Here is a 20376-nt window from a genome sequence, read left to right on the forward strand (position 1 = left end):
GGGTCACCCACAATGCCTCTATTTCACTGCACTTGGCTGCTAAGGGTCAACGGTAAAGATACATAAGTCTGGACTTCCCAGAGGCCGCCAACCCTGGGCTTACTATGCCCCAACTCGGCTCAAATCTCGCATTCACATCCATCTCGTCCCCTAAGCCTCGCAGACCAGCGCTTGCGACCGCTGGGTCAAGTAAAGATTTTCGCCGTAATCGACAGGGCAGTCGATGAGGGTGGGCACCGGCTGCTCGAGGGCCTGCTTCAGGATGGGGATCAGGTCGGCAGCCTTTTCGACACGGTAGCCCTTGAGGCCCATGCTCTCCGCCAGCTTGACGAAGTCTGGATTGCCGAACTTGACGAAAGCAGCCTCGTTGTATTGATTGTGTTGCTTCCACTCGATCAGCCCATAGCCGCCATCGTTGAAGATGAGAGTTACAAAGGGAGTGCCCACCCTGAGGGCAGTTTCCAGCTCTTGGCAGTTCATCATGAACCCTCCATCTCCGGTTACGGCCACGATGCGCCGGTCGGGATGCACCAATTTGGCGGCCAAGGCCCCCGGAATGGCGATGCCCATGGCGGCAAAGCCGTTGGAGATGAGACAGGTGTTGGGTTTGTCACAGTGGTAGAGGCGGGCCATCCACATCTTGTGGGCGCCGACATCGGAGATGACGATGTCTTCCGGTTGCAGGACTTGGCGCAGGTCGTAGATCAGCTTTTGGGGCTTGATCGGGTAGCTCTGATCGTGGGCATAGCAGGTGTACTCGCGGACGATGTTCTGCCGCAGGCTGAGGCCATAGGGATCCGGCTTGCCCGTGCGATCGCAGCGGCGCAGGATCTCCATCAGGGAGTCGGAAATGTCTCCCACCACCTCCACTTGCGGGATGTAGCTGCTGTCGATTTCAGCCGGCAGGGCGGCGATGTGAACGATGGGGATGGTGCCGTCGGGGTTCCATTTCTTGGGAGAGTACTCGATGAGGTCGTAGCCGACGGCGATCAACAGATCGGTGCGGTCGAAACCACAACTGACCAGATCCCGCTGCTGTAGGCCAACGGCCCACAAGGACAAGGGGTGGGTGTAGGGGATCACTCCTTTGCCCATGAAGGTGTTGACCACGGGGATGTTCAAGCGGGTGGCAAATTCCGTGAGGGCGCTGCTGGCTTGGGCGCGAATGGCCCCATTGCCGGCCAAAATCAAGGGGTTGCGGGCGCGGGAGATCAGGGACGCCGCTTCGTTCAGGCTTTGATAGGAGGCGTAGGTTTTGTCCAGGCGATCTCTCCTCAAGGGAGTGCCGCTGGCTTCCATGGCGGCGATGTTTTCCGGCAAGTCGATGTGGACGGCCCCGGGCTTCTCGGTTTGGGCCAATTTGAAAGCCTTGCGCACGATCTCCGGGGTGATGCTGGGGCGCACGATCTGGGCATTCCACTTGGTGACGGGGGCAAACATGGCCACCAAATCCAGGTATTGATGGGATTCGATGTGCATGCGGTCGGTGCCCACTTGGCCGGTGATGGCCACTAGGGGTGCTCCATCCAGGTTGGCATCGGCAACTCCGGTCATCAGGTTGGTGGCGCCCGGCCCCAAGGTGGAGAGACACACCCCCGCTCTGCCCGTCAGCCGGCCATAGACATCGGCCATGAAGGCGGCCCCCTGTTCGTGGCGGGTGGTGATAAAGCGAATTGAGGAGCGGCGCAGGGCTTGCAGGACTTCCAGGTTTTCTTCGCCAGGAACGCCGAAGATGTACTGCACCCCCTCATTTTCCAGGCAGCGAACCAGCAGTTCGGCGGTATTCATGGTGGCAAGGGTATGGAGAACGGTGGATCTGGATCCCACCATAGACGGCGGACGGGGCAAGGGATAACTTGTTTTCTGGGCTTGGGGACGGGGGCAGGCTGGGCTGGGAACCAAGCTAAGCTCAAAGGGGCGGCCCAGGCCCAATTGCCCCTCCAAGCTTCCTCTTCTGGAGATGCCCATGCGGCTCTACGTCGAACCTTTCACCGTTCACAAGCGCTACGCCTTGACCATCAGCCGAGGTACCCACAGCGAGACAACCTTGGCTTGGGTGCGAATTGAGGAGGAGGGAGTTGAAGGGTGGGGAGAGGCTTGCCCTTTTTCGGTGAGCGACGACTACCACCAGTCTCTGGACGACATCCTGATGGGCTTGGACGTGGCCAAAGGGATCCTGCGCCGCCATTCCCCCTGGGAGCGACAGCCAATCGAGGCAGAACTGCTGCGGGCCGGGATCCCTTCGGCAGCGCGGGCAGCGGTGGATATGGCCCTGCACGATTGGATGGGCAAACGGCTGGGGAGGCCCCTGTGGCAGTTGTGGGGGCTGGATCGCTCCCGCATTCCGCCCACGACGATGACGATCGGCATCTCCACCCCGCAGGCGGCCCGCCAGCGCGCCTTGGCCTGGATGGAACAGACCCAAGCGCGGGCCTTTAAGATCAAGCTGGGCAGCGGCTCAGGACTGATGGCGGATCAGAACATGCTGATTGCTGTACAAGAGGTGATCCCGCTGGGATCCCTGATTACAGTGGATGCCAACGGCGCTTGGACGGTGGAGCAAACCCTGAGCATGAGCAACTGGCTGGCGGGGCAAGGGGTGAGCTACCTGGAGCAGCCTTTGGAGAGGGGGCAGGAAGCGAAGCTGATCACCCTCTGGCACGAGTCGAAGCTGCCCATTTTTGTGGATGAGAGCTGTATGGACAGCCGCGATATCCCCCCTCTGGTGGATCGCGTCCACGGGATCAACATTAAGCTGATGAAGTGCGGAGGCCTCAGCGAAGCCTGGCGCATGATCCACACCGCCAAAGCCCACGGCCTACAGGTGATGTTGGGCTGCTACAGCAACACAGCTCTGGGGAATACGGCGGCAGCCCACTTGGCTCCCCTGGTGGATTACCTGGACTTGGATAGCCACCTCAACCTCATCGACGATCCCTTTGCCGGGGCCATCCTGCAGGACGGCTGCCTGCTCCCCACCGACCGACCGGGTTTGGGGGTAGAGCTGAGGGAGGAATGATGGGAAAGCCAGGATCCCTGTCCAGCGAAAGTCGCGTGGCCATCCTGCTCCACGGGGGGTTGCTGGGGGAGCATGGGAAAACGGGGCTGGGGCTGCTGCGCTACGGCTCTTTCCCGGTGGTGGCGGTGATCGACCGGGAGCAGGCGGGGGGATCCCTGGCCCATCTGACCGGAATTGCCAAAGACATCCCCATCGTGGCCTCGGTGGAGGAGGCGCTGGCCCACCGGCCTGAAGTTCTGGTGATTGGGATCGCCCCTTCAGGGGGGCAGTTGCCGCCAGCCTGGCGGGAGGAGTTGGGCCTGGCCCTGCGAGCTGGCCTGTCTCTGGTGAATGGGCTGCACACGCCTTTGGCCGAGGATCCCCAGTTTCGGCAGTGGTTGCAGCCGGGGGCCTGGATCTGGGATATTCGCCGCGAGCCCCCCAACCTGTCGGTGGGGAAAGCCCTGGCCCGCACCCTGCCCTGTAAACGGGTGTTGACGGTGGGCACCGACATGAGCGTGGGCAAAATGTCCACCAGCTTGGAGCTGCACCGGGCCAGCCTGAGACGGGGCCTGCGCTCCCGCTTTTTGGCCACCGGGCAAACCGGGATCCTGATCGGCGGCGAGGGGATCCCTTTGGATGCGGTGCGGGTGGACTATGCCAGTGGGGCGGTGGAGCAACTGATCTTACGCTATGGCTCTGACCACGACATTCTGCATCTGGAAGGCCAGGGATCCCTGCTCAACCCCGCCTCTACGGCCACCTTGCCCCTGTTGCGCGGATCCCAGCCCACCCACCTCATCCTGGTACACCGCGCCGGCCAGACCCACATCAAGGGGATAGACTACGTGCCCATCCCGCCCTTACCCAAGGTGATCGAGCTGTATGAACAGGTGGCAGCGGCTGCCGGGGCTTTTGCCCCCGCGCCCGTGGTGGGGATTGCCCTCAATACCTTCGGCTGGGAGGAAGAAGCAGCCCTAGAGCAGATCCGCCGGGTGGAAGCCGAGACCGGACGGCCCTGTACGGATGTGGTGCGTTTTGGGGCGGATCCCTTGTTGGAGGCAATTCTGGCGGCAGGATAACTCAGTTTGTAGACAGCGGATCCACTCCCATTGTCCATCTGGGAAAAACTCATCATCTTCAACAGGTGAGCGATTCAGATGGTTCCCGGTGCCGTTGTCTTCTCTGAGATGCGATCTCCTCAGCCAGGTATTCTCGATCCAAGTCGCTCCCATTGGCCGGGGGCCAAGAGCTGGGCTTGCTCCTGTGTCCAGAGGTATAAATGGTTTCGTAGAGGGTGTTCATCCCGGTGAGGTCTGCGCAAATCTCCCAGCAAGCCGATGGGTACACCTGCACAGCCAAGATGGGATCCTAGATTCACAGTCTTCCCCAGAACTCCAGATGACAACTCCCCCCGAAAAGCCTGATCCCAAAATGAAATCGGGATCCCTGCCCTCTGCCCTGCGATCCGGGCTGAACATTGCCCTGTTCCTATTCTTGGTGGTGCTGGTTTCTTACTTGGGTCTTAACTTCGTGCTGGCCTTGGTGGACAAGCTCAGCTAACTGCTTACTTTGTAAACTGAGCAAACTGATCCCTCAGGATCACCCAGGTGCTGCCGGCCCAGATTTGCCGATAGCCCTTTGTCGCCAAGGGCAGGAAAGATACACTGGATTTACAGGACTTAACACCTTCTCTCAGTTGCCCCCTTGCCACCATGAGCCCCCTCTTTTGGTTGAGGCTGCCCTCTTTCTCCTGGCCTTCGCCGGGATCCCTTAAGCTTTATTCCAGATCCTACTCTGGATCTCAACCAGGGCCGACCCTAGCCCGCCGGGATCCTTCCTGGAAGCGTTGGCTGCGCTATCTTTATCTGCGCCTGTTGCGGCTGCAATCGTCGCCAAAAGAAATTGCCCGTGGCTTGGCGGTAGGGGTTTTTGCCGGCTGTTTCCCCATCTTCGGCTTTCAAACGTTGGCCGCTCTGGTGTTGGCTGTTCCGTTTCGGGGCAACAAGCTGGCGGCGGTGGCAGGGACCTGGGTGAGTAACCCCTTCACCTATGTGCCCATCTATGCGTTTAACTACCAGGTGGGGAAATGGCTGCTGGGATCCCCTTCCACAGAGCTGGTGGCGGCTACCTGGCAAAACTGGATGCAGTGGGGCTTGGAGATGTCGGGCACGCTGTTTGTCGGCTGTGCGTTTGTCGGTTTTTGGGGATCCCTCGTCAGCTATTTTCTGGGGCTGTGGTTGGTGCAGCAGATTCGTCGGCGGCAGAAAATGGCCGGCAGGGGTCTGTGAATGGGCGCAAGGCGATTCAGAATCCCAACTGAGAACCCAATCCTGGACAGTCTGCAGGTGCAGAGATCCATCCGTTTTCACAGAGCTTTTCACAGATAAGGTCTCATGATGGAAGACATGCGAGCGTTGTTGACAGACCTCAGCCGTCGCTCCCAGCGATGGGGGGAGCAGTTGGGATCCGCTTTGCAGACGGGTATGAACCAGCTCACGCAAGCCCCTCAGCCCATTGTGTTGCTCTCTTCGCGGGAACTGGAGAAAATGCGGCGGGCTTGTCGCCTGGCGGCAGATCTGCTCAAGCACTTGGAGCCGATGGTGCGGCCAGGGGTCACCACCCAAGAGCTTAACGACGAGGCCGAGCGATGGACGCGGGCGCATGGGGCCAGAAGCGCCCCTTTGGGCTACCATGGCTTTCCCAAGTCCATCTGCACCAGCGTCAACCACGTGGTCTGCCACGGCATTCCCAGCCCCAAGCAGATCCTGCGAGAAGGCGACATCATCAACATCGATGTCACCCCGGTTTTGGATGGCTACCACGGCGATACGTCCAAAACCTTCTTTGTCGGACAGCCTTCTGAGCGGGCGCGGCGCTTGGTGGAGGTGACCGAAGAATGTCTGCGGCGGGGCATTGCTGCCGTCAAGCCGGGGGGGAGAGTCGGCGACATTGGCGCTGCCATCCAAGAATATGCCGAGGCCCAGGGCTACAGCGTGGTGCGCGATTTTGTCGGGCATGGGGTGGGACGGCAATTCCACACTGCTCCCCAGATCCCCCACTACGGCGAACGGGGAAAAGGGGAGAAACTCCGCCCCGGCATGGTGTTCACCATCGAGCCGATGATCAACGAGGGCACCTGGGAGGTGAAGGTGCTCTCCGACGGGTGGACGGCGGTCACTTTGGATGGCAAGCTCTCGGCCCAATTTGAACATACGGTCGCCGTTACCGAAACCGGTGTAGAGATCTTGACCCTGCCTTCCCAAAGCCCCTGAGCCGATCATGAACAGCGCCCCCGCTCTCCGCCTGCGCCTCTCCTCCGAGAACCTGCTGCTGCTGCTGGCGGCGGCAGTGGGGTTGGGCACGGGGCTATCGGTGGTTGGATTTCGCTACTTGATTGGCTGGTGGCGCTATCTGCTGCAGGACACCCTCGTGGATGGCCTCGGCAGGGCTGCAGAACACTATGGCCTGTGGCTGCTGGGATCCTGGCCGCTGGCTTTGGCGCCGGTGTTGGGGGGCCTGCTGATCGGCGCTTTGGGGGCAGTTGTGCCCTTTCCCAACTTGAGCCTCTCCGGCTTGGTGAGTCCTGCTCGTCCTTTGGCACTTCAGCCCTGGTGGATCCCGCTCAAGCTCTTGGCGGCTGCCATCTCGTTGGGCGCGGGAGCTTCCCTTGGCCCTGAGGCCCCCAGTGTGGAAAGTGGCGCTTTGCTGGGATCCCTGCTGGGGCAAAACCTACGCCTCTCGCGGGAGCGGGTGCAACTGTTGATGGCTGCCGGAGCAGCGGCTGGCCTGGCGGCAGGGTTTAACGCGCCCATTGCCGGGGTGTTTTTGGCACTGGAGCTGGCTTTGGCCCGCACCTTCACCACTTCTGCCGTCAGTGTGGTGGTGTTGGCGGCGGTGGTCTCCGCCTTGATTGCCCAGGTGGGGTTGGGGGCACAACCCGCTTTTCTTTTGCCCACCATCACCCAGCCGGCTTTTGTCTTGCCGGACTACGAGATCCACAGCTTGCTGGAGGTACCTCTGTATCTCGGCTTGGGCTTTTTGGCCAGCCTGGTTTCTATGGCCTTCAGCTACACCCTGGAGTGGGGCAAGCACCTGTTCAACAGTGGCCCCCTGGCGGCCTGGCCAGCTTGGAGCAAGCCCATTTTGGGGGGCGGGATCCTGGGCTGCGCGAGCTTGGGGATCCCATTGGCGTTGGGGGTGGGCTATGAAACCATTGAGTCGATTCTGCAGGCCGTTCCCTTTTCTCTTGGCCATCTGGGCCTGCTCCTATTGGGCAAGCTGTTGCTGAGCGCTTTGAGCCTGGGCAGCGGCTTTGTGGGGGGAACCTTTGCCCCGGCTTTGTTCATGGGGGCAGTGCTGGGGGCAGGCTACGGTCAGGTGCTATCTCAAGCTTTGCCCTTGATTGCCTTGTCTCCCCCTGCTGCCTACGCCATGGTGGGCATGGCGGCGGTGTTGGCGGCCAGCGTGCGGGCTCCGCTAACGGCCATCTTGCTGCTGTTTGAGATGACGCGGGACTATCACATTGCGCTGCCGGTGATGGCGGCAGTGGGTTTGAGCATCTGGCTGACGGAGCAGTTGCATTCGCCGGCCATCTACCCTTCCGCCCGTCGCTATCGCCACGCAACGCTTGACGGAGTCCTTGGGCAGGAGCCTAGAGAGCTGACGGTGCAAGAGGTGATGGTACCCCCATCTCTTTTGCTTCGGCAAGACACACCGCTGCGAGAAGCTCTGGAGAGTTTGCTGCAGCAAAAGTGCCATAGCGCGTTGGTGGTGGACGGACAGGAGCGGCTGCGGGGCATTCTCACCCTGGAAGATCTGGAGCGGGCCTTGGCCCACAAGGAGGCGGCGGAGTTGGCGGAGCTAACCGTACAGGAGGTCAGCCAATCTCCGGTTCTCACCACCTTCCCCGATGAGGCGGTAGCGGTGGCAGCTGAGCCGATGTACGAATACGATTTGCGCCAATTGCCAGTGGTCTCGCGGGAAGACCCGGAGCAGATCGTCGGCCTGTTGGATCGAGAGCGGGTGCTGCTCTCCCAAGAGATTCAATCGGTGCGGCAAGCCCTGGAGTTGGAAGTTCCCCCAGCAGAGAGAGACGCCGGCAGGAACGGACAAGAGGGGATCCCAGATGCTTCTACTGCGCCCGCAGAATAGAGCATGCCTCTAACCCCCAAAACCCTGAACTTTGCTGAATTTACTGAGCTTTAGGCGGTTTGGCAAAAGTCATTGAGAGGGATATAGTAGACCAAGTTTCCCCCTGATCCTTGAGTCCACCGCAACGGTTGCCGGGAAGTGAAGGGGGAAAGCGCTCGGGGGGTATTCCTCAGGGCTTTGCGGGATACCGCCTTCCTGTTTGGACTCCGTCCCGCTGACGCGAACAGAGATAGGCAGGATGCGATCGCTTCTTTCCTGAACCATGTTCAGGAGAGTTCAGCGTGAATGTATCAGCCCTGCTGTCGGGATCAACGCTGCCGCCCAGAGGGGCAGGTGGGACGCAGCGGGCAGCGGCCACATTCGGGCATGCGGGCCTTGCAGATGCGCTTGCCCAGCCGGACAAAGTTGACGTGCAGGGAATAGGCTTTGCCTCTGGGGATCTGAGGGGAAAGCTGAGCAAAAGTGTCGTCGGGATGTTTGGCCCGCACCAAGCCCAGACGGTTGGCCACTCGATGCACATGGGTATCCACCGGGCAGAGATCCCGACCCAGCCCGAACAACAACACACAGGTGGCGGTCTTCAGCCCTACCCCTTTCAGGGAGAGCAAAAAATCGAGGGCGCCAGCATCGTCTAGCTCTCTCAGAAAGTCCAGACTCAGGGATCCCTGTCGTTCTTGAATGGCAGCCAGGATCTCCTGAATTCGGACTGCCTTGAGGTGGGCTAAGCCGCCGGAGCGGATCACCTGGGCCAGATCTGCCGGGTCGGCAGCCAAGACCGCTTCCCAAGAGGGAAAGGCGGCTTTGAGGGCGCGGAAGGCACGGCTGCTGTTGGTGTCAGTGGTGTTCTGGGAAAGGATCGTGCCCACCAACTCGTCCAGGAGATCCGGGCGGGGGGAAAGGCCATCGGGAGCCCGCTGGGGGATCCCAAAGCACTGTTCTAGCCGCATCAACAGCGATTCCATCCTGTCGGCGGGCGGGAGTTCTGCCAGCAGGGTTGGGGACTCCGCCGCTTTGGCGGGCGCAGGCGGGCGTTGGGAAAGGCTGTCCAATCTTGGCTGTACCACGGCTTAACGGGCAGAACTCTGGCGGATCTCCTGCAACAGGCGGGCAAGAACCTTGCTGGCATTGGGAGGAGCTGCGGCCTGCAAGCGAGCGGCCATTTGGGCAACCACCTGCGGCTGAGCCAACCAGGTCAACACCGTTTGCCGCAGCAAGTCCAAGTTCTCTTCGGATTCTCGCATGACCACCCCCCCACCGCGCCCCACAAAGGCCAGAGCATTCTGATACTGATGATCCTCAGCGGCAAAGGGATAGGGGATCAAAATGGCCGGGGTGGCGGTGACCAGCAACTCCGCCAGGCTCATGGCCCCGGCCCGGCTAATGGCAAAGTTGGCCCGCTGCAGCAGGGCAGCTACATCTCGACGGAAAGGAAAGGGCCGGTAGCGGGGATGGCTGGGGATCCTGGCTTCCGGATCTTGAGCTTCGCTGCCGCCGGTCAAATGCACAATCCAGGCCCCCGCCTCCAACCAAGCTGGGGCACAGGCGGCCACCATGCGGTTGAGGCCCCGCGCCCCCTGGCTACCCCCCATGACCACAATGAGGGGATCCCCGTCGGGAATGGGGAGGTCGGCAGGGAAAGGCTGGGGCGTGTAGAACTCGGCCCGCACTGGCGTGCCCACCACTTGGGCGGCCACCCCTGGCAAATGCTCTGCCGTCTCCGCCATGCCCAGCGCCACCACCTGACAAAATCTCCCCAGCCAACGGGTCACTTTGCCCGGGATCCGATTGGACTCGTGCAGCAACACCGGCACCCCCAGCGAACGGGCGGCCAAAATGGCCGGAGCGGCAATGTACCCGCCGGTGGTCAGGACAATATCAAACCGTCCCGACATAAGGAGTCGGCGCACTTGTAGGGTCGCACGGGCCAGTTGGGCCAAGGCCTGCAGCTTGCGGAGAGGGGATCCCTGCCAGCCGGACATGACAACCCGGTGCAAGGGATAGCGCTCCCGCACCAGCTTCCCTTCCATCCGATCCGGCACCCCCAGCCATTCGATCTGCCAGTCGGGCAACTGCTCGGCAACGGCCAAGGCCGGAAAAATGTGGCCACCAGTGCCGCTGGCAGCAACCAGCAGCCGCGGGCGTGAAGCTGGATCCTTGGCGCGTGTGTCCACCCGTGTGCCGGTTAGGGATCCCTGAGACCTTCAGGAGTTGTTGGAGCTGACATAGCGCAAGAGGGTGCCCCGTTGCCCCAGAATAAACCCTTGCTCGGGGCCGAAAAACTCAATACTGTAGAAGTTGGCGGGGATGTTGCTGAGTTTCTTGGCCTGCTCCCAGGTTTTGCCACCATCAGGGCTGTGGATCAGGGTAGCGCCACCCCCCACCACCCACAGGTCGTGGTCGTTTTGATAGGCGGCATTGAGGTAGCCAAAGCTGAGGGCCCGCCCCGGACGCAGCGGCGACGACCACTGGCCGGAGGTGAAGTCATCGGTAAAGGCGATCTCCGCCCCTTGGTTCAATTTCCAAGCGCTGCCGTGGGGGCCAAAGCCCATGTTTTGAATGCGGCGGGAGCTTTCTCGCGGATAGGGCTTCCAGGCGCGGCTTTCTGGGGTGTACAGAAAGTAGAAGCTGCCCCGCGACGACACCGCCAGATATTCGCCTTCAGGGCCGCGGGCAATGTTTTTGATGGCCCCAATCGGCTCATCCACTTGGGCATGCCAGGTCTGACCGCCATCTTCGGTGCGGTAGATGGCCCCCACATTGGTCACCATTTCGGCGGCGCCAGGGCCCAGAGCCTGGATCAAGAGCGGCTCCCCTGGCAGTTGGTTGTTGAGGCGGATGGAAGTCCAGTCGGATCCCTCGTTCAGGGTGTGGAGGAGGATCTTCGGCTGCCCGGCCACCCAGCCTTCTGCCCCAGCAAAGCTAATGGAGGCCAGGTAGGCTTCCGGCTCCAGACCCGGCAGCTCCCGCACCTGCCAGTGCAGACCCCCATCGCGGGATTCCAGCAGCGTCGCCTTGTCTCCCACCAACCAGCCATGGGAAGGGGTGGTGCCGGTGAAGGCAATGTCCAGCAGAATGTTCTGGGTGGGCACTTCCACCTGCTGCCAGGGGACCACCCGCATGTTGGGCATCCGCGCCGCCATTAGCAGCACCGAGACAGCAATCAGCAGCACCAGCCTCAGGGGTTTGAACATCTTGACCCTCACTCGACGAAATAGAAACTCATCAAAAATAAAAATCCCAGCGCCAGTCCCAAGAAGATCAGCAGGTTCTTTTGGGCAGGGGTCATCACGTTCACCCCCAGGCCGTAGCGCAAGTTCTCTTGAAAACCGGAAGGCTTGCCCTTGGCGCCCACTGCTTGGAACGAGCGCTTACCGGCTCGGCACACCGGACATTTCCAATCGGCTGGCAATTCCTCAAACGGTACGCCCGCCGGGATCCGATTGAGCTGATCCCCCTTAGCCGGTTCGTAAACATAGCCACAAGAACGACATTCGTAGCGCTGCATCCGCAGGGGATCGCTGAGCTGCGCATCGGTTTCATCTTCCGGCAACTCAATGAGCCTCGGTGTCTTGGGAGAACGGGGTTGAACACCGGGATCCGGTTGCGAGCCATTCATGGTCAGGGAGCCATCCGCATCGTCGATTCTATTATGAGAGGAATTGTTACAAAAATCTACTCAGCTAGAAATCGCAGGAGCCCCGCACTGTACCCGTAGGGTCAGTGCCGGGAGGAATGCGCTTTGATGAAGTACAATGAACTTATGAGCCAAGTCCTGACCGTCTCCTGTAAGCTCAAGGCGTCCCAGTCGCAAGCCGCCAAATTGGACGCGACGATGGAGGCTTTTGGCCAAGCCTTGAACTGGGTCAACCAGAACACGCCGGAGAAGATCGTCAACGCGGTCAAACTGCAATCCCTTTGCTACTACGAGATTCGAGCTCGGTTCGGCTTGTCCAGTAACTTGGCTCAACAGGTGTGCAGACGGGTGGCGGGCGCTCGCAAAGTGGCGAGACAGAGCAACCGTCCGGTTAAAGAGTTCAAGCGTAGGTTCGTTACCTACGATGCACGTATCTTCTCATTTCGCGAGAAAGACTGGACGGTGTCGCTGACCACGGTGGAAGGGCGAGAGCGCTTTGAACTAGCCATTGGCAACTACCAGCGTGGGATGCTGGCTGGCTCTAACCCCAAATCGGCCACCCTAGTCCAGCGGAAGGATGGCTCCTACTACATCCAGATTTGCGTAGAGAAAAAGCCACCCAAGCAACAAGATACCGACAAGGTGATCGGGGTGGACTTTGGAAGGACAGATATTGCCCATACGTCAGAGGGGGACAACTGGAATGGACAGCAGTTGAACAGAGTCCGCGACCACTACTCCCGGTTGAGGGTGGTACTCCAACGCAAAGCCAGTAAGGGCACACGCAGTTCGCGGCGCAGATGCAGAGAACTGCTGCAACGGCTGTCTGGCAAGGAGAGACGCTTTCAGGCGTGGGTCAATCATCGCATCTCCAAAGCTATTGTCTCTAGGGCAAAGGCGACAAACAGCGCTATTGCCCTGGAAGACCTGACAGGGATCCGGAAAAGAGTCAATCAACAACCCCGCAGCAAAACCGAAAGGCGCAGGGCCAACAGTTGGGCGTTCTACCAACTACGTCAGTTTCTGGAGTACAAGGCGAGGGTTGCAGGGGTTTCTCTGATTCTTGTGCCGCCCGCCTACACGTCGCAGACCTGCCACAAGTGTTTGCATATCCATCCCGATCCTGCGCAATCCTACCGCAGTGGCAAGTCGTTCAAGTGTGGGCACTGTGGATGGGAAGGAGATGCGGACTTGAATGGTGCGAATGTGATTGCGCTCTTGGGGGCTGTCGTAAACCAGCCTAGAGGTCCGGGCTTGTTTTGTTCTCTGGTAGAGCAGAACAGGCTCAGGGCTACTGAAAGCCCGCTCCGTACCGCTTAGCGGTCGGAGCCGGGTAGTTTACACCCTTTCTTGTTGCTCAGGGGGATCCCGCACCAGCCTGGGATGCCGACCTGAAGAGACTTATCCGGTGGACACAGGGATCCACCAGGGGGATCCTATGTTATGTTTTGGCTATCTTGCCCTCAGTGTTGTGCAAGCGGGTGCCTTTCATGACCACGCCCCCTCGCCGACCAGCCCTCAATCACGTGCTCATCGTCAAGGATCGTCATGGGCCAAAAGCCTACTGGTTGACGGCTGAGCTCTACTCCTTAGGCCGGGATCCACGCAACAGCATTCGCATCGACTCCCAGTACGCCTCTCGCTACCACGCCATTTTGGTTAAGACAGAATCCCCCTCTTCTCCCGATGGGTTCACTTACCAAATCATCGACGGAGACATTCAGGGCACCCCCAGCACCAACGGCCTTTACGTGCGTGGGCAACGGGTGGAATTTCGGGATCTGGAGGACGGGGACGAGATTCAGTTTGGCAACGATGCCACCGCTACCTACTCGCTGCAGAACAAAGATCTGGATGAAATTCTGGCTACCTTTGAAAACACCCAGATCGTTGGGCTGTAGGAAGCTGCCTTCCCTGTTGGGTCTTGGCCTGTCTCGTCTGCATGCTGGTTGAAGGGTTAACCGGCGCTTGGAGAGGGGATCCCGTCGCCGTATTTTCGGGATCGCTTGCTGGTAAACTGTGTCATACGAAAAAACAAAGCTGGGATCCCTGCTGTTTTATTGGGCTTTCTGCTTGCGGGATCCCTTCCTTCTGTTGTCTCTAAGGGAGGATCCATCTTGCGCCCCATCCTCATCGCCGGCAACTGGAAAATGCACAAGACTCAGGCTGAGGCTCGCGAGTTTCTGCAAGAGCTGGGCCTGGCCCTACAATCATCGCCGTCAGGGTCAGCATCCCAGCGGCAGATCATCCTATGTGTGCCCTTTACAGACCTGGCGGTGGTGGCAGAGCAAAGCCGCGGATCCGACATAGCCGTGGGAGCACAAAACCTACATTGGGAGGATCAGGGGGCCTTTACCGGGGAAATTTCCGGCCCCATGCTGGCGGAATTGGGGGTGCGCTATGTCATCGTCGGCCACAGCGAACGGCGGCAGTACTTCGGCGAGACGGACGAAACCGTCAATCGGCGTCTGGCAGCCGCCCAGCGGCACGGCCTTACCCCCATCCTCTGTGTGGGAGAAAGCCAGCAGCAGCGGGAGCAAGGCTTGACCGAGTCTTGGATTGTGGGGCAATTGGATCGCGCCTTGCCGGGGATCGATCTGGGGAACTTGGTGATTGCCTATGAGCCCATTTGGGCCATCGGCACCGGCCAGACTTGTGCAGCTCAAGAGGCCAACCGGGTCATCGGCTTGATCCGGCAACACCTGGGCAATGCCCAACTGCCCATTTTGTATGGCGGCTCGGTGAAGGCCGGCAACATCGATGAGCTGATGGCCCAGCCTGAGATCGACGGCGTGTTGGTGGGAGGGGCCAGCCTAGACCCCCAAGAGTTTGCCCGCATCGTCAACTTTCAGGCCCTAGCTCCCGCCTAGGCCGCTAGCGGGATTGTCCCCACAGCAGGGCTACCGGGAAGGATTTCAAGACAACGCCCACCGGCAAGGTTTCGCCGGCAGGGATCCTTTCCTGGGTTAGCCCATTCACCCAGTCCAGCCGCTTCCAACGCGGCAGATGAATTTCGGTATCTGCCCAAACGGATTCTCCCAGAGGATCTTGGGTTTCGTCGATCAACTTTGTTAAAAAACGCGGCACCGCCGTGAGCAATACCTGCTTGCCGTGCTGACGGGCAAAAGCCACAACATGGTCAGCATGGGATCCGCTGATTTGCAGAGGAATGTAGCTGCCCTCGAGAAACAATTGGGGCTGTTCCTGGCGGGCCTTGAGCACATGATGAATCAGAAACAGCTTAATGCGTCCGTCGCTGCGGTGTAGTAGCAAATCCGCAATGAGTTGGAGAGGATCCTGTTTAACCCGCCGTTGAATTTCTTCCAAATAGGCGAGGCGACGGGAAAAATCCACAGGCCGACGATTGTCGGGATCCACCATGCTCAAATCCCACAGCTCCGTGCCTTGGTAAATATCCGGGATCCCAGGGCTGGTGAGCTTGATCAGCGTCTGCGAGAGGGAATTAAAAATGCCAAAGTGGGCAACTTTCCGTTGGAAAGGCAAAAAGGACTCCAAAAAGGGGTTAGGGCCTTGAAGGATCCGTTCGATAAAAGCGGTAGTGGCTTCTTCGTACTCGGTATCGGGGCGAAGCCAAGCGGTGTGGACCTTAGCTTCCCGCACTGCTTTGATGGCATAATCTTTGACCCGCTGTACGAACTGGGGCACCTCTTCCGGTTGGAAGGGATAGGAGCCGAGCAAAGTTTGGTAGAGCAAATACTCGTCATTGCGATCCGGCAGTTCTGAGCGCTTGGCTTGTTTGCTGCGGACTTTGTAGCCGAGGTTCAGTTCATGCCAAAGGTTGATGTGCTTTTCCCACTCGGCGGGGATTTCAGAAAGCACATTCAGCCGGGCCCGCACATCTTCGCCACGCTTGGTGTCGTGGGTGGCAGAAGCATTCATGGACAGAGGCCACCGAGCTGCCCGCTCTTGATTAAAGCGGTGAAACTCTTGCACCGAAAGGCCAAAGCGACAGGGATCCCCGCCGACTTCATTGAGAGATAAAAGGCGGTTGTACACATAAAAAGCAGTATCTTCTACCCCTTTGGCCATGAGAGGGCCAGCCAACTGCTGCAAGCGCATGGCAAAATGGATCTGCTCATGTTTCTCCTGGTCTGATAAATTGTCCAGAGACTCCAGGCAGAGAAAGCGCTGAATAAAATTCAGCTCATTCACCAAAACGGGCAGGTTCTCCTTGGCCTTCTCCACAGCTTGACGAACCACCTGTTGACCTTCTGGACTGAGGATCCCTTCGTGGATATAGACGCGGTAGACCGGAAAGCACACCAAAACTTCTACCAAAGCTCGACGTAAACTGTAGAGGGTAAAGTCATTGGCATAGCGATGATGGCTGGTGATCTGCTTGAGCAAAAAAGCAAGATTATCCATATCCCCTGACAGGTTGCGCTCGATGATCAAGCGTTTTTTATCTTCGATAACCTGCTCTGGGGAATGCCGTAGATTTGTGAAATTTTGATAGAGAGAGTCAAAAGCCTCCGCATTTTCTTCTTGACAAAAGATGCCGTTGAGCTTAGCCAAAAAATCGTAACCCGTTGTGCCCTGAACCGGCCAGCTTTGGGGCAGACTTTCATTGGCCTCTAGTATTTTCTCTACCACGATGTAAAGATTTGGGCAGCGTTCCCGCAGGCGATGGAGATACTCTTCGGGATTGAACAAGCCATCGATATGATCGATGCGCAAACCATTAAATCGTCCCTGTTCTGCAAGCTTAAAGATAAGCTGATGGGTTTTGCGAAACACTTCGCGATCTTCTACCCGCAGCGAGATCAGCTCGTTAATGGTAAAGAAACGACGATAATTGATCTCCTCAGCACCCACCTTCCAGAAGGAAAGGCGGAAATGTTGCCGCGCCAGAAGACTATCCAGCAGGTCAAAGCTTGACGGATCCCCTGGCTTGCCGTTAAAAATGGCAATGTTCTCGTCAAAAAAGCTCTGGATAGGTTGGCTAGACGTGTAGAGTTCCCACAAAGAATGCTTGGCAAAGCTAATTTGATCAGTGCGCTCTAGGAGATCTTCCTTGCTGGGAATGAATTTCAGGCTGAAGAGGATCCCGAGTAACTTGACGTAGTCGGGATGGCTGCGTCCCAATTTTCGCCGCAGCTTGCTCAGGTTGTAGGTAAAAACATCCGCATAGGTGTCAATATTGAGGGGGAACCTCAAGTTGTAGTAGTTAATACTTAGGCCATCGGCATCATAACGAAGCTGGATTTGACCCGACTCCAAACATTTGTCGTAGAAATCTCCCAAGAAAGGGGCTAAGATTCTGCCTTTGATCCCCAGGTAAGAGTGATTCCAATTAACATCAAAGTAGTCGACAAAATCTGAGTTGGGGCCACTCTCCAGAACGTCCATGAGCATCTGGTTCTGGCCATCGTAGGCCATGTGATTGGGCACAATGTCCTGGATCCAGCCTATTCCCTGCTGATTGAGGGCTTCCCACAAGAGCTCAAACTTTTCGCTTCCCCCCAGTTCCTGGTTAATCTGCCTGGGATCCACCACGTCGTAGCCGTGGGTGCTGCCTTTGCGGGCTTGGAAGATGGGAGAGGCATACAAGTCACTGATGCCCAGCAACTTCAGGTAGGGAACAATCTGTCGTGCTGCGTCGAAGTCAAACCCAGCATGAAACTGAATGCGATAGGTGGAAGTCGGGATCCGCATGATGACCTTAGAACAATGACAAAGAAGCCGAGCTTGTCAACGGCATAGGGTCAAGAGAACAGATGTATCTAGGGTAGCGGCTAAGATCAAGGAGTCCTGCAGGGGAGAGGCGAGGTTAGTGAACTTGTCAAGGCCACAGAGGAGCGCTTCACCCCCGGTAAGGGGGCCGGCAAGGATGGCGAGGTGGGCAGGGATCCTGCTCGTGGGTGGGCTGATGGGGAGTTGGCGGAGTGAGGCAACCTGGGCAGAAAGCGAGTTTCGGGTGGGGAGTGAGCTGGTTTTGACCCTGCGCACCCCCGATGCCCCCGCTCGCCTCCGTCTGCTGAAGCAACGGTTGGAAGAGATTTTGCTACAGGCCAGCAGCCCTCAGGTGCAGGTCAGTCTGGATATCCCCAGTCCCAATCCCTCGACGACCGGCAGCGGGGATCCCCCAGCTCAAGCCGCTCGGATTCTTTTGAACCAGCAACTGCTGTTGGAGGTAACTCCAGCCGATGCAGAGGCTCATGCTGCTCCCCAACCGGCAGATCTGGCAAGGATCTGGGCGGATCGCCTGCAAACGGTGTTCAACCAGGAATCCAGTCGGCAGCAACTGTTTTTGGGATTGGGGCTGCCCCCGCACTTGACCTGGCAAGGGCGACTCTATCGCCGCGCTGAGCGTGCTGCCGCCGATACTGGGCGCTTTGTTACCGATGGCACTCGCATTCAAGATCATGTGGTCTATTGGGAGATCCCCTCTGGAGAAAACCCGTTTGATTTTACTGACAAGCCGACCCTGCCGGATCCGCCGCCGGAGCGGCTATTTTTGTTGAATCGCCACCGCCAGTTTGTGCCCTACGAGTTGTAACCGAAGTCCTTTCTCCCTCTGTTGTCTATTGTCTATGTCGTCCATTCAACGAGAACCTCGCATTCTGTTGGGCCTGCGGGCCGACCAATTTCGTCATCCCGTGGATCTGCAAGCCACCCGCTCTCTGCAGCAAGTGCCGGGGCTGGGCCTGCTGATTCAAAATTGGCTTGGCTCAACGGCAGGACAGATATTTTATCTGGACAACATTGCTTCTAGTATCCAAATTAACGAGCATCAGTTGCCGGAAATTCATCAGCTTTTGGTGCAGGCCTGTCGCATCTTGGATCTGGAGGTGCCCCAGCTCTACGTGCGGCAGAACCCCACGCCCAATGCTTACACCTTTGCCATGCAGGGGAAAAAGCCCTTCATTGTCTTGCACAGCTCTCTGCTGGATCTGTTGGAGCCACCGGAAATTCAGGCCGTGATCGCCCATGAATTGGGCCACTTGAAGTGCAATCACGGGGTCTACTTGACGATGGCCAACATTCTCATGCTCTCCACCAGCTTGCTCCCCTTCGGGGGGTTGTTTTATCAGGCGTTGCAGGATCAACTGATGCACTGGCTGCGGTGTGCCGAGTTTACCTGTGACCGGGCGGCGCTGTTGGTAGCCCAAGATGCCAAGACGGTGATCTCGGTGTTGATGAAATTGTGTGGGGGATCCCCGCAATTGGCCTCCAAGCTGAACGTGGACGCCTTTTTGGAGCAGGCCCGTACTTATGATGAGCTGGACGGGGATCTGTGGCAGATGGAGCTGAAGCAGATGCAAACGGTGGGGCGCACCCATCCGCTGCCGGTGCTGCGGGCCAGAGAAATCGAGCGTTGGTTCCGCAGCAACACCTATCAGCAGATCCTGGAGCTCCAGGGATTGGGCTCCGCACCGCGGACGTCAACGGCTGCTTCGTAAACTACCCGACTCCGACCGCTAAAGCAGTACAGAGCGGGCTTTTAGTAGCCCTGCAGTTGGCAAGCCAACCACGAGCCTCTGGGGTGGTTTACAGCACCCCCAATCGACCGTTACCAGTGCCTTAAACAACCGTTTCTGGTGTCCGCAGTACAATTATAACCATGGAGGCGGACTTTCCTCTCGACACTGATCCTACCGGTACAGCACGGGGCTCCTGCGATTTCTAGCTGAGTGCTCAAGATGGATCCCTCTCATGTGCCCCTGGGTTTGCCGCTCATCTTGGGAGAGGTGCTTTTCGACTGCTTCCCCACCGAGGTTGTGCTGGGTGGGGCGGCTTTGAATGTGGCTTGGAACCTCAAGGGGCTGGGATCCGATCCCCTCTTGCTCAGCCGTGTTGGCCAGGACGAGGCCGCCAGAGAGCTGCTGGGGGCCTTGCGACGGCAGGGGCTGCGCCTGGAGGGTCTGCAGCAGGATTCTGTTCACCCCACCGGCAAGGTTCAAGTAACCCTGGATGACAAAGGGATCCCCACCTTTGCCATCTTGCCCGACCAAGCCTACGACTACATCCAGTTGGATATCGGGGCTCTGCAAGCTCTCCAGCCCAGCCTGCTCTACCGGGGCAGCTTGGCAGCCCGCCGGGAGGCAGCCCATCGCCACTTTCAAGAGGGGATCCCCGCTTTGGGCTGTCCGGTGTTTCTGGATCTCAACCTGCGGGATCCCTGGTGGCATCCAGACGCCATCCAGGAGATGCTGCGCACCTGTGATTGGCTGAAGCTGAACCAGGCAGAGCTGGAGCAAGTGGCCCAACTGGAAGGGATCCCTCCTGGAGACCTGCTGGAGCAAGGACAGATCCTCCAGGCTCATCTGAACCTGAAAGGTCTATTTCTGACCTTGGGAGCGGCAGGCGCGCTGCTGATCACCCCTGCTCAGGTCTATCGGGCCGACCCAGTGCCCGCGCCTCAGCTGGTGGATACAGTGGGGGCGGGAGATGCGTTTAGCGCCGTAGCCATCCTGGGACTATTGCGGGGATGGCCGGAGGCAGTTCTGGTGCAACGAGCCGTGCAATTTGCAGCGGCCATCTGTGGGATCCCGGGGGGAGCGCCTGCGGATCCGGAGTTTTACCGGCCCTTCCGGCAGGCGTGGGGGATCTAGGAGATCCAGAGGCC

18 protein-coding genes are annotated in these 20376 nt (G+C 58.8%); 12 read left to right on the forward strand and 6 right to left on the reverse strand.

What is annotated here, in order from left to right; translation table 11 throughout:
• Window positions 1-150 precede the first annotated feature (150 nt).
• Window positions 151-1788: an acetolactate synthase large subunit gene (locus ACVW0B_RS03035; protein ID WP_457490958.1), complete on the reverse strand. Its 1638-nt coding sequence runs from the start codon at window positions 1786-1788 to the stop codon at window positions 151-153.
• Between the two features lie 178 nt (window positions 1789-1966).
• Between ACVW0B_RS03035 and ACVW0B_RS03040 the strand changes: the two genes are divergently transcribed.
• From ACVW0B_RS03040 to ACVW0B_RS03065, 6 genes are all read left to right on the forward strand, one after another.
• On the forward strand, window positions 1967-3019 hold the full coding sequence (locus ACVW0B_RS03040) for a dipeptide epimerase (RefSeq protein WP_457465874.1): 1053 nt from the start codon (window positions 1967-1969) through the stop codon (window positions 3017-3019).
• Window positions 3019-4080, forward strand: coding sequence for a DUF1611 domain-containing protein (locus tag ACVW0B_RS03045; protein WP_457474444.1), 1062 nt, complete (start codon window positions 3019-3021; stop codon window positions 4078-4080). Before ACVW0B_RS03040 ends, ACVW0B_RS03045 begins: the two co-directional genes overlap by 1 nt.
• Before the next feature lie 319 nt (window positions 4081-4399).
• Window positions 4400-4561 carry a hypothetical protein gene (locus ACVW0B_RS03050; protein WP_457406372.1) on the forward strand — a complete coding sequence of 54 codons (162 nt, stop codon included), beginning with the start codon at window positions 4400-4402 and terminating at the stop codon, window positions 4559-4561.
• 152 nt (window positions 4562-4713) lie between these two features.
• Window positions 4714-5289 (forward strand): DUF2062 domain-containing protein, encoded by a 576-nt coding sequence (locus ACVW0B_RS03055; protein WP_457490921.1) that lies wholly within the window; start codon window positions 4714-4716, stop codon window positions 5287-5289.
• Between the two features lie 195 nt (window positions 5290-5484).
• Entirely contained in the window at window positions 5485-6273 is a 789-nt protein-coding gene (gene map / locus ACVW0B_RS03060; protein WP_011433730.1) for a type I methionyl aminopeptidase, read from the forward strand.
• 7 nt (window positions 6274-6280) lie between these two features.
• Window positions 6281-8152, forward strand: coding sequence for a chloride channel protein (locus ACVW0B_RS03065; RefSeq protein WP_457490922.1), 1872 nt, complete (start codon window positions 6281-6283; stop codon window positions 8150-8152).
• A 308-nt stretch (window positions 8153-8460) separates the two neighbouring features.
• Here ACVW0B_RS03065 and ACVW0B_RS03070 read toward each other — a convergent pair whose 3' ends face one another.
• The 4 genes from ACVW0B_RS03070 to ACVW0B_RS03085 are packed head-to-tail and all read right to left on the reverse strand — an operon-like array spanning window position 8461 to window position 11657.
• Window positions 8461-9216 carry an endonuclease III domain-containing protein gene (locus ACVW0B_RS03070; protein ID WP_457490923.1) on the reverse strand — a complete coding sequence of 252 codons (756 nt, stop codon included), beginning with the start codon at window positions 9214-9216 and terminating at the stop codon, window positions 8461-8463.
• Between the two features lie 3 nt (window positions 9217-9219).
• A complete protein-coding gene (gene murG / locus ACVW0B_RS03075; protein WP_457474441.1) occupies window positions 9220-10323 on the reverse strand; it encodes an undecaprenyldiphospho-muramoylpentapeptide beta-N-acetylglucosaminyltransferase in 1104 nt (367 codons plus the stop codon).
• Between the two features lie 30 nt (window positions 10324-10353).
• Entirely contained in the window at window positions 10354-11343 is a 990-nt protein-coding gene (locus tag ACVW0B_RS03080; protein WP_457384559.1) for a photosynthesis system II assembly factor Ycf48, read from the reverse strand.
• A gap of 8 nt (window positions 11344-11351) precedes the next feature.
• Window positions 11352-11657, reverse strand: coding sequence for a rubredoxin (locus ACVW0B_RS03085; protein ID WP_049749648.1), 306 nt, complete (start codon window positions 11655-11657; stop codon window positions 11352-11354).
• Between the two features lie 255 nt (window positions 11658-11912).
• Between ACVW0B_RS03085 and ACVW0B_RS03090 the strand changes: the two genes are divergently transcribed.
• The 3 genes from ACVW0B_RS03090 to tpiA all read left to right on the forward strand — a co-directional run bounded on the left by ACVW0B_RS03090 (window position 11913) and on the right by tpiA (window position 14656).
• Window positions 11913-13106, forward strand: a complete 1194-nt coding sequence (locus ACVW0B_RS03090; RefSeq protein WP_457490924.1) for an RNA-guided endonuclease InsQ/TnpB family protein — start codon at window positions 11913-11915, stop codon at window positions 13104-13106.
• Between the two features lie 170 nt (window positions 13107-13276).
• The gene (locus tag ACVW0B_RS03095; protein ID WP_414342337.1) at window positions 13277-13687 is read left to right on the forward strand and encodes an FHA domain-containing protein; all 411 of its coding nucleotides are present in this window, start codon (window positions 13277-13279) and stop codon (window positions 13685-13687) included.
• Window positions 13688-13903: 216 nt separating this feature from the next.
• Window positions 13904-14656 carry a triose-phosphate isomerase gene (gene tpiA, locus ACVW0B_RS03100; protein ID WP_457490959.1) on the forward strand — a complete coding sequence of 251 codons (753 nt, stop codon included), beginning with the start codon at window positions 13904-13906 and terminating at the stop codon, window positions 14654-14656.
• 4 nt (window positions 14657-14660) lie between these two features.
• Here the strand turns inward: tpiA and treY are convergent, their stop codons facing one another.
• Window positions 14661-17462, reverse strand: coding sequence for a malto-oligosyltrehalose synthase (gene treY / locus ACVW0B_RS03105; RefSeq protein ID WP_457490925.1), 2802 nt, complete (start codon window positions 17460-17462; stop codon window positions 14661-14663).
• Window positions 17463-17637: 175 nt separating this feature from the next.
• Here treY and ACVW0B_RS03110 point away from each other — a divergent pair, with 175 nt between their 5' ends.
• The 3 genes from ACVW0B_RS03110 to ACVW0B_RS03120 all read left to right on the forward strand — a co-directional run bounded on the left by ACVW0B_RS03110 (window position 17638) and on the right by ACVW0B_RS03120 (window position 20362).
• Window positions 17638-18306 carry a hypothetical protein gene (locus ACVW0B_RS03110; protein WP_414332314.1) on the forward strand — a complete coding sequence of 223 codons (669 nt, stop codon included), beginning with the start codon at window positions 17638-17640 and terminating at the stop codon, window positions 18304-18306.
• 34 nt (window positions 18307-18340) lie between these two features.
• Window positions 18341-19210 (forward strand): M48 family metallopeptidase, encoded by an 870-nt coding sequence (locus ACVW0B_RS03115; RefSeq protein ID WP_011433741.1) that lies wholly within the window; start codon window positions 18341-18343, stop codon window positions 19208-19210.
• A gap of 240 nt (window positions 19211-19450) precedes the next feature.
• Entirely contained in the window at window positions 19451-20362 is a 912-nt protein-coding gene (locus tag ACVW0B_RS03120; RefSeq protein WP_457490926.1) for a carbohydrate kinase family protein, read from the forward strand.
• The last annotated feature ends 14 nt before the right edge of the window (window positions 20363-20376 follow it).

The organism is Thermostichus sp. MS-CIW-23, from assembly GCF_054059455.1.

Coding starts and splice junctions, on each gene's coding strand:
- ACVW0B_RS03035 (WP_457490958.1), bottom strand. CDS start 1,788: ATGAATACCGCCGAACTGCTGGTTCGCTGCCTGGAAAATGAGGGGGTG.
- ACVW0B_RS03110 (WP_414332314.1), top strand. CDS start 17,638: ATGGCGAGGTGGGCAGGGATCCTGCTCGTGGGTGGGCTGATGGGGAGT.
- ACVW0B_RS03050 (WP_457406372.1), top strand. CDS start 4,400: ATGACAACTCCCCCCGAAAAGCCTGATCCCAAAATGAAATCGGGATCC.
- ACVW0B_RS03115 (WP_011433741.1), top strand. CDS start 18,341: ATGTCGTCCATTCAACGAGAACCTCGCATTCTGTTGGGCCTGCGGGCC.
- ACVW0B_RS03085 (WP_049749648.1), bottom strand. CDS start 11,657: ATGCAGCGCTACGAATGTCGTTCTTGTGGCTATGTTTACGAACCGGCT.
- treY (WP_457490925.1), bottom strand. CDS start 17,462: ATGCGGATCCCGACTTCCACCTATCGCATTCAGTTTCATGCTGGGTTT.
- map (WP_011433730.1), top strand. CDS start 5,485: ATGAACCAGCTCACGCAAGCCCCTCAGCCCATTGTGTTGCTCTCTTCG.
- ACVW0B_RS03120 (WP_457490926.1), top strand. CDS start 19,451: ATGGATCCCTCTCATGTGCCCCTGGGTTTGCCGCTCATCTTGGGAGAG.
- ACVW0B_RS03065 (WP_457490922.1), top strand. CDS start 6,281: ATGAACAGCGCCCCCGCTCTCCGCCTGCGCCTCTCCTCCGAGAACCTG.
- ACVW0B_RS03080 (WP_457384559.1), bottom strand. CDS start 11,343: ATGTTCAAACCCCTGAGGCTGGTGCTGCTGATTGCTGTCTCGGTGCTG.
- ACVW0B_RS03045 (WP_457474444.1), top strand. CDS start 3,019: ATGGGAAAGCCAGGATCCCTGTCCAGCGAAAGTCGCGTGGCCATCCTG.
- ACVW0B_RS03095 (WP_414342337.1), top strand. CDS start 13,277: ATGACCACGCCCCCTCGCCGACCAGCCCTCAATCACGTGCTCATCGTC.
- ACVW0B_RS03040 (WP_457465874.1), top strand. CDS start 1,967: ATGCGGCTCTACGTCGAACCTTTCACCGTTCACAAGCGCTACGCCTTG.
- ACVW0B_RS03055 (WP_457490921.1), top strand. CDS start 4,714: ATGAGCCCCCTCTTTTGGTTGAGGCTGCCCTCTTTCTCCTGGCCTTCG.
- ACVW0B_RS03090 (WP_457490924.1), top strand. CDS start 11,913: ATGAGCCAAGTCCTGACCGTCTCCTGTAAGCTCAAGGCGTCCCAGTCG.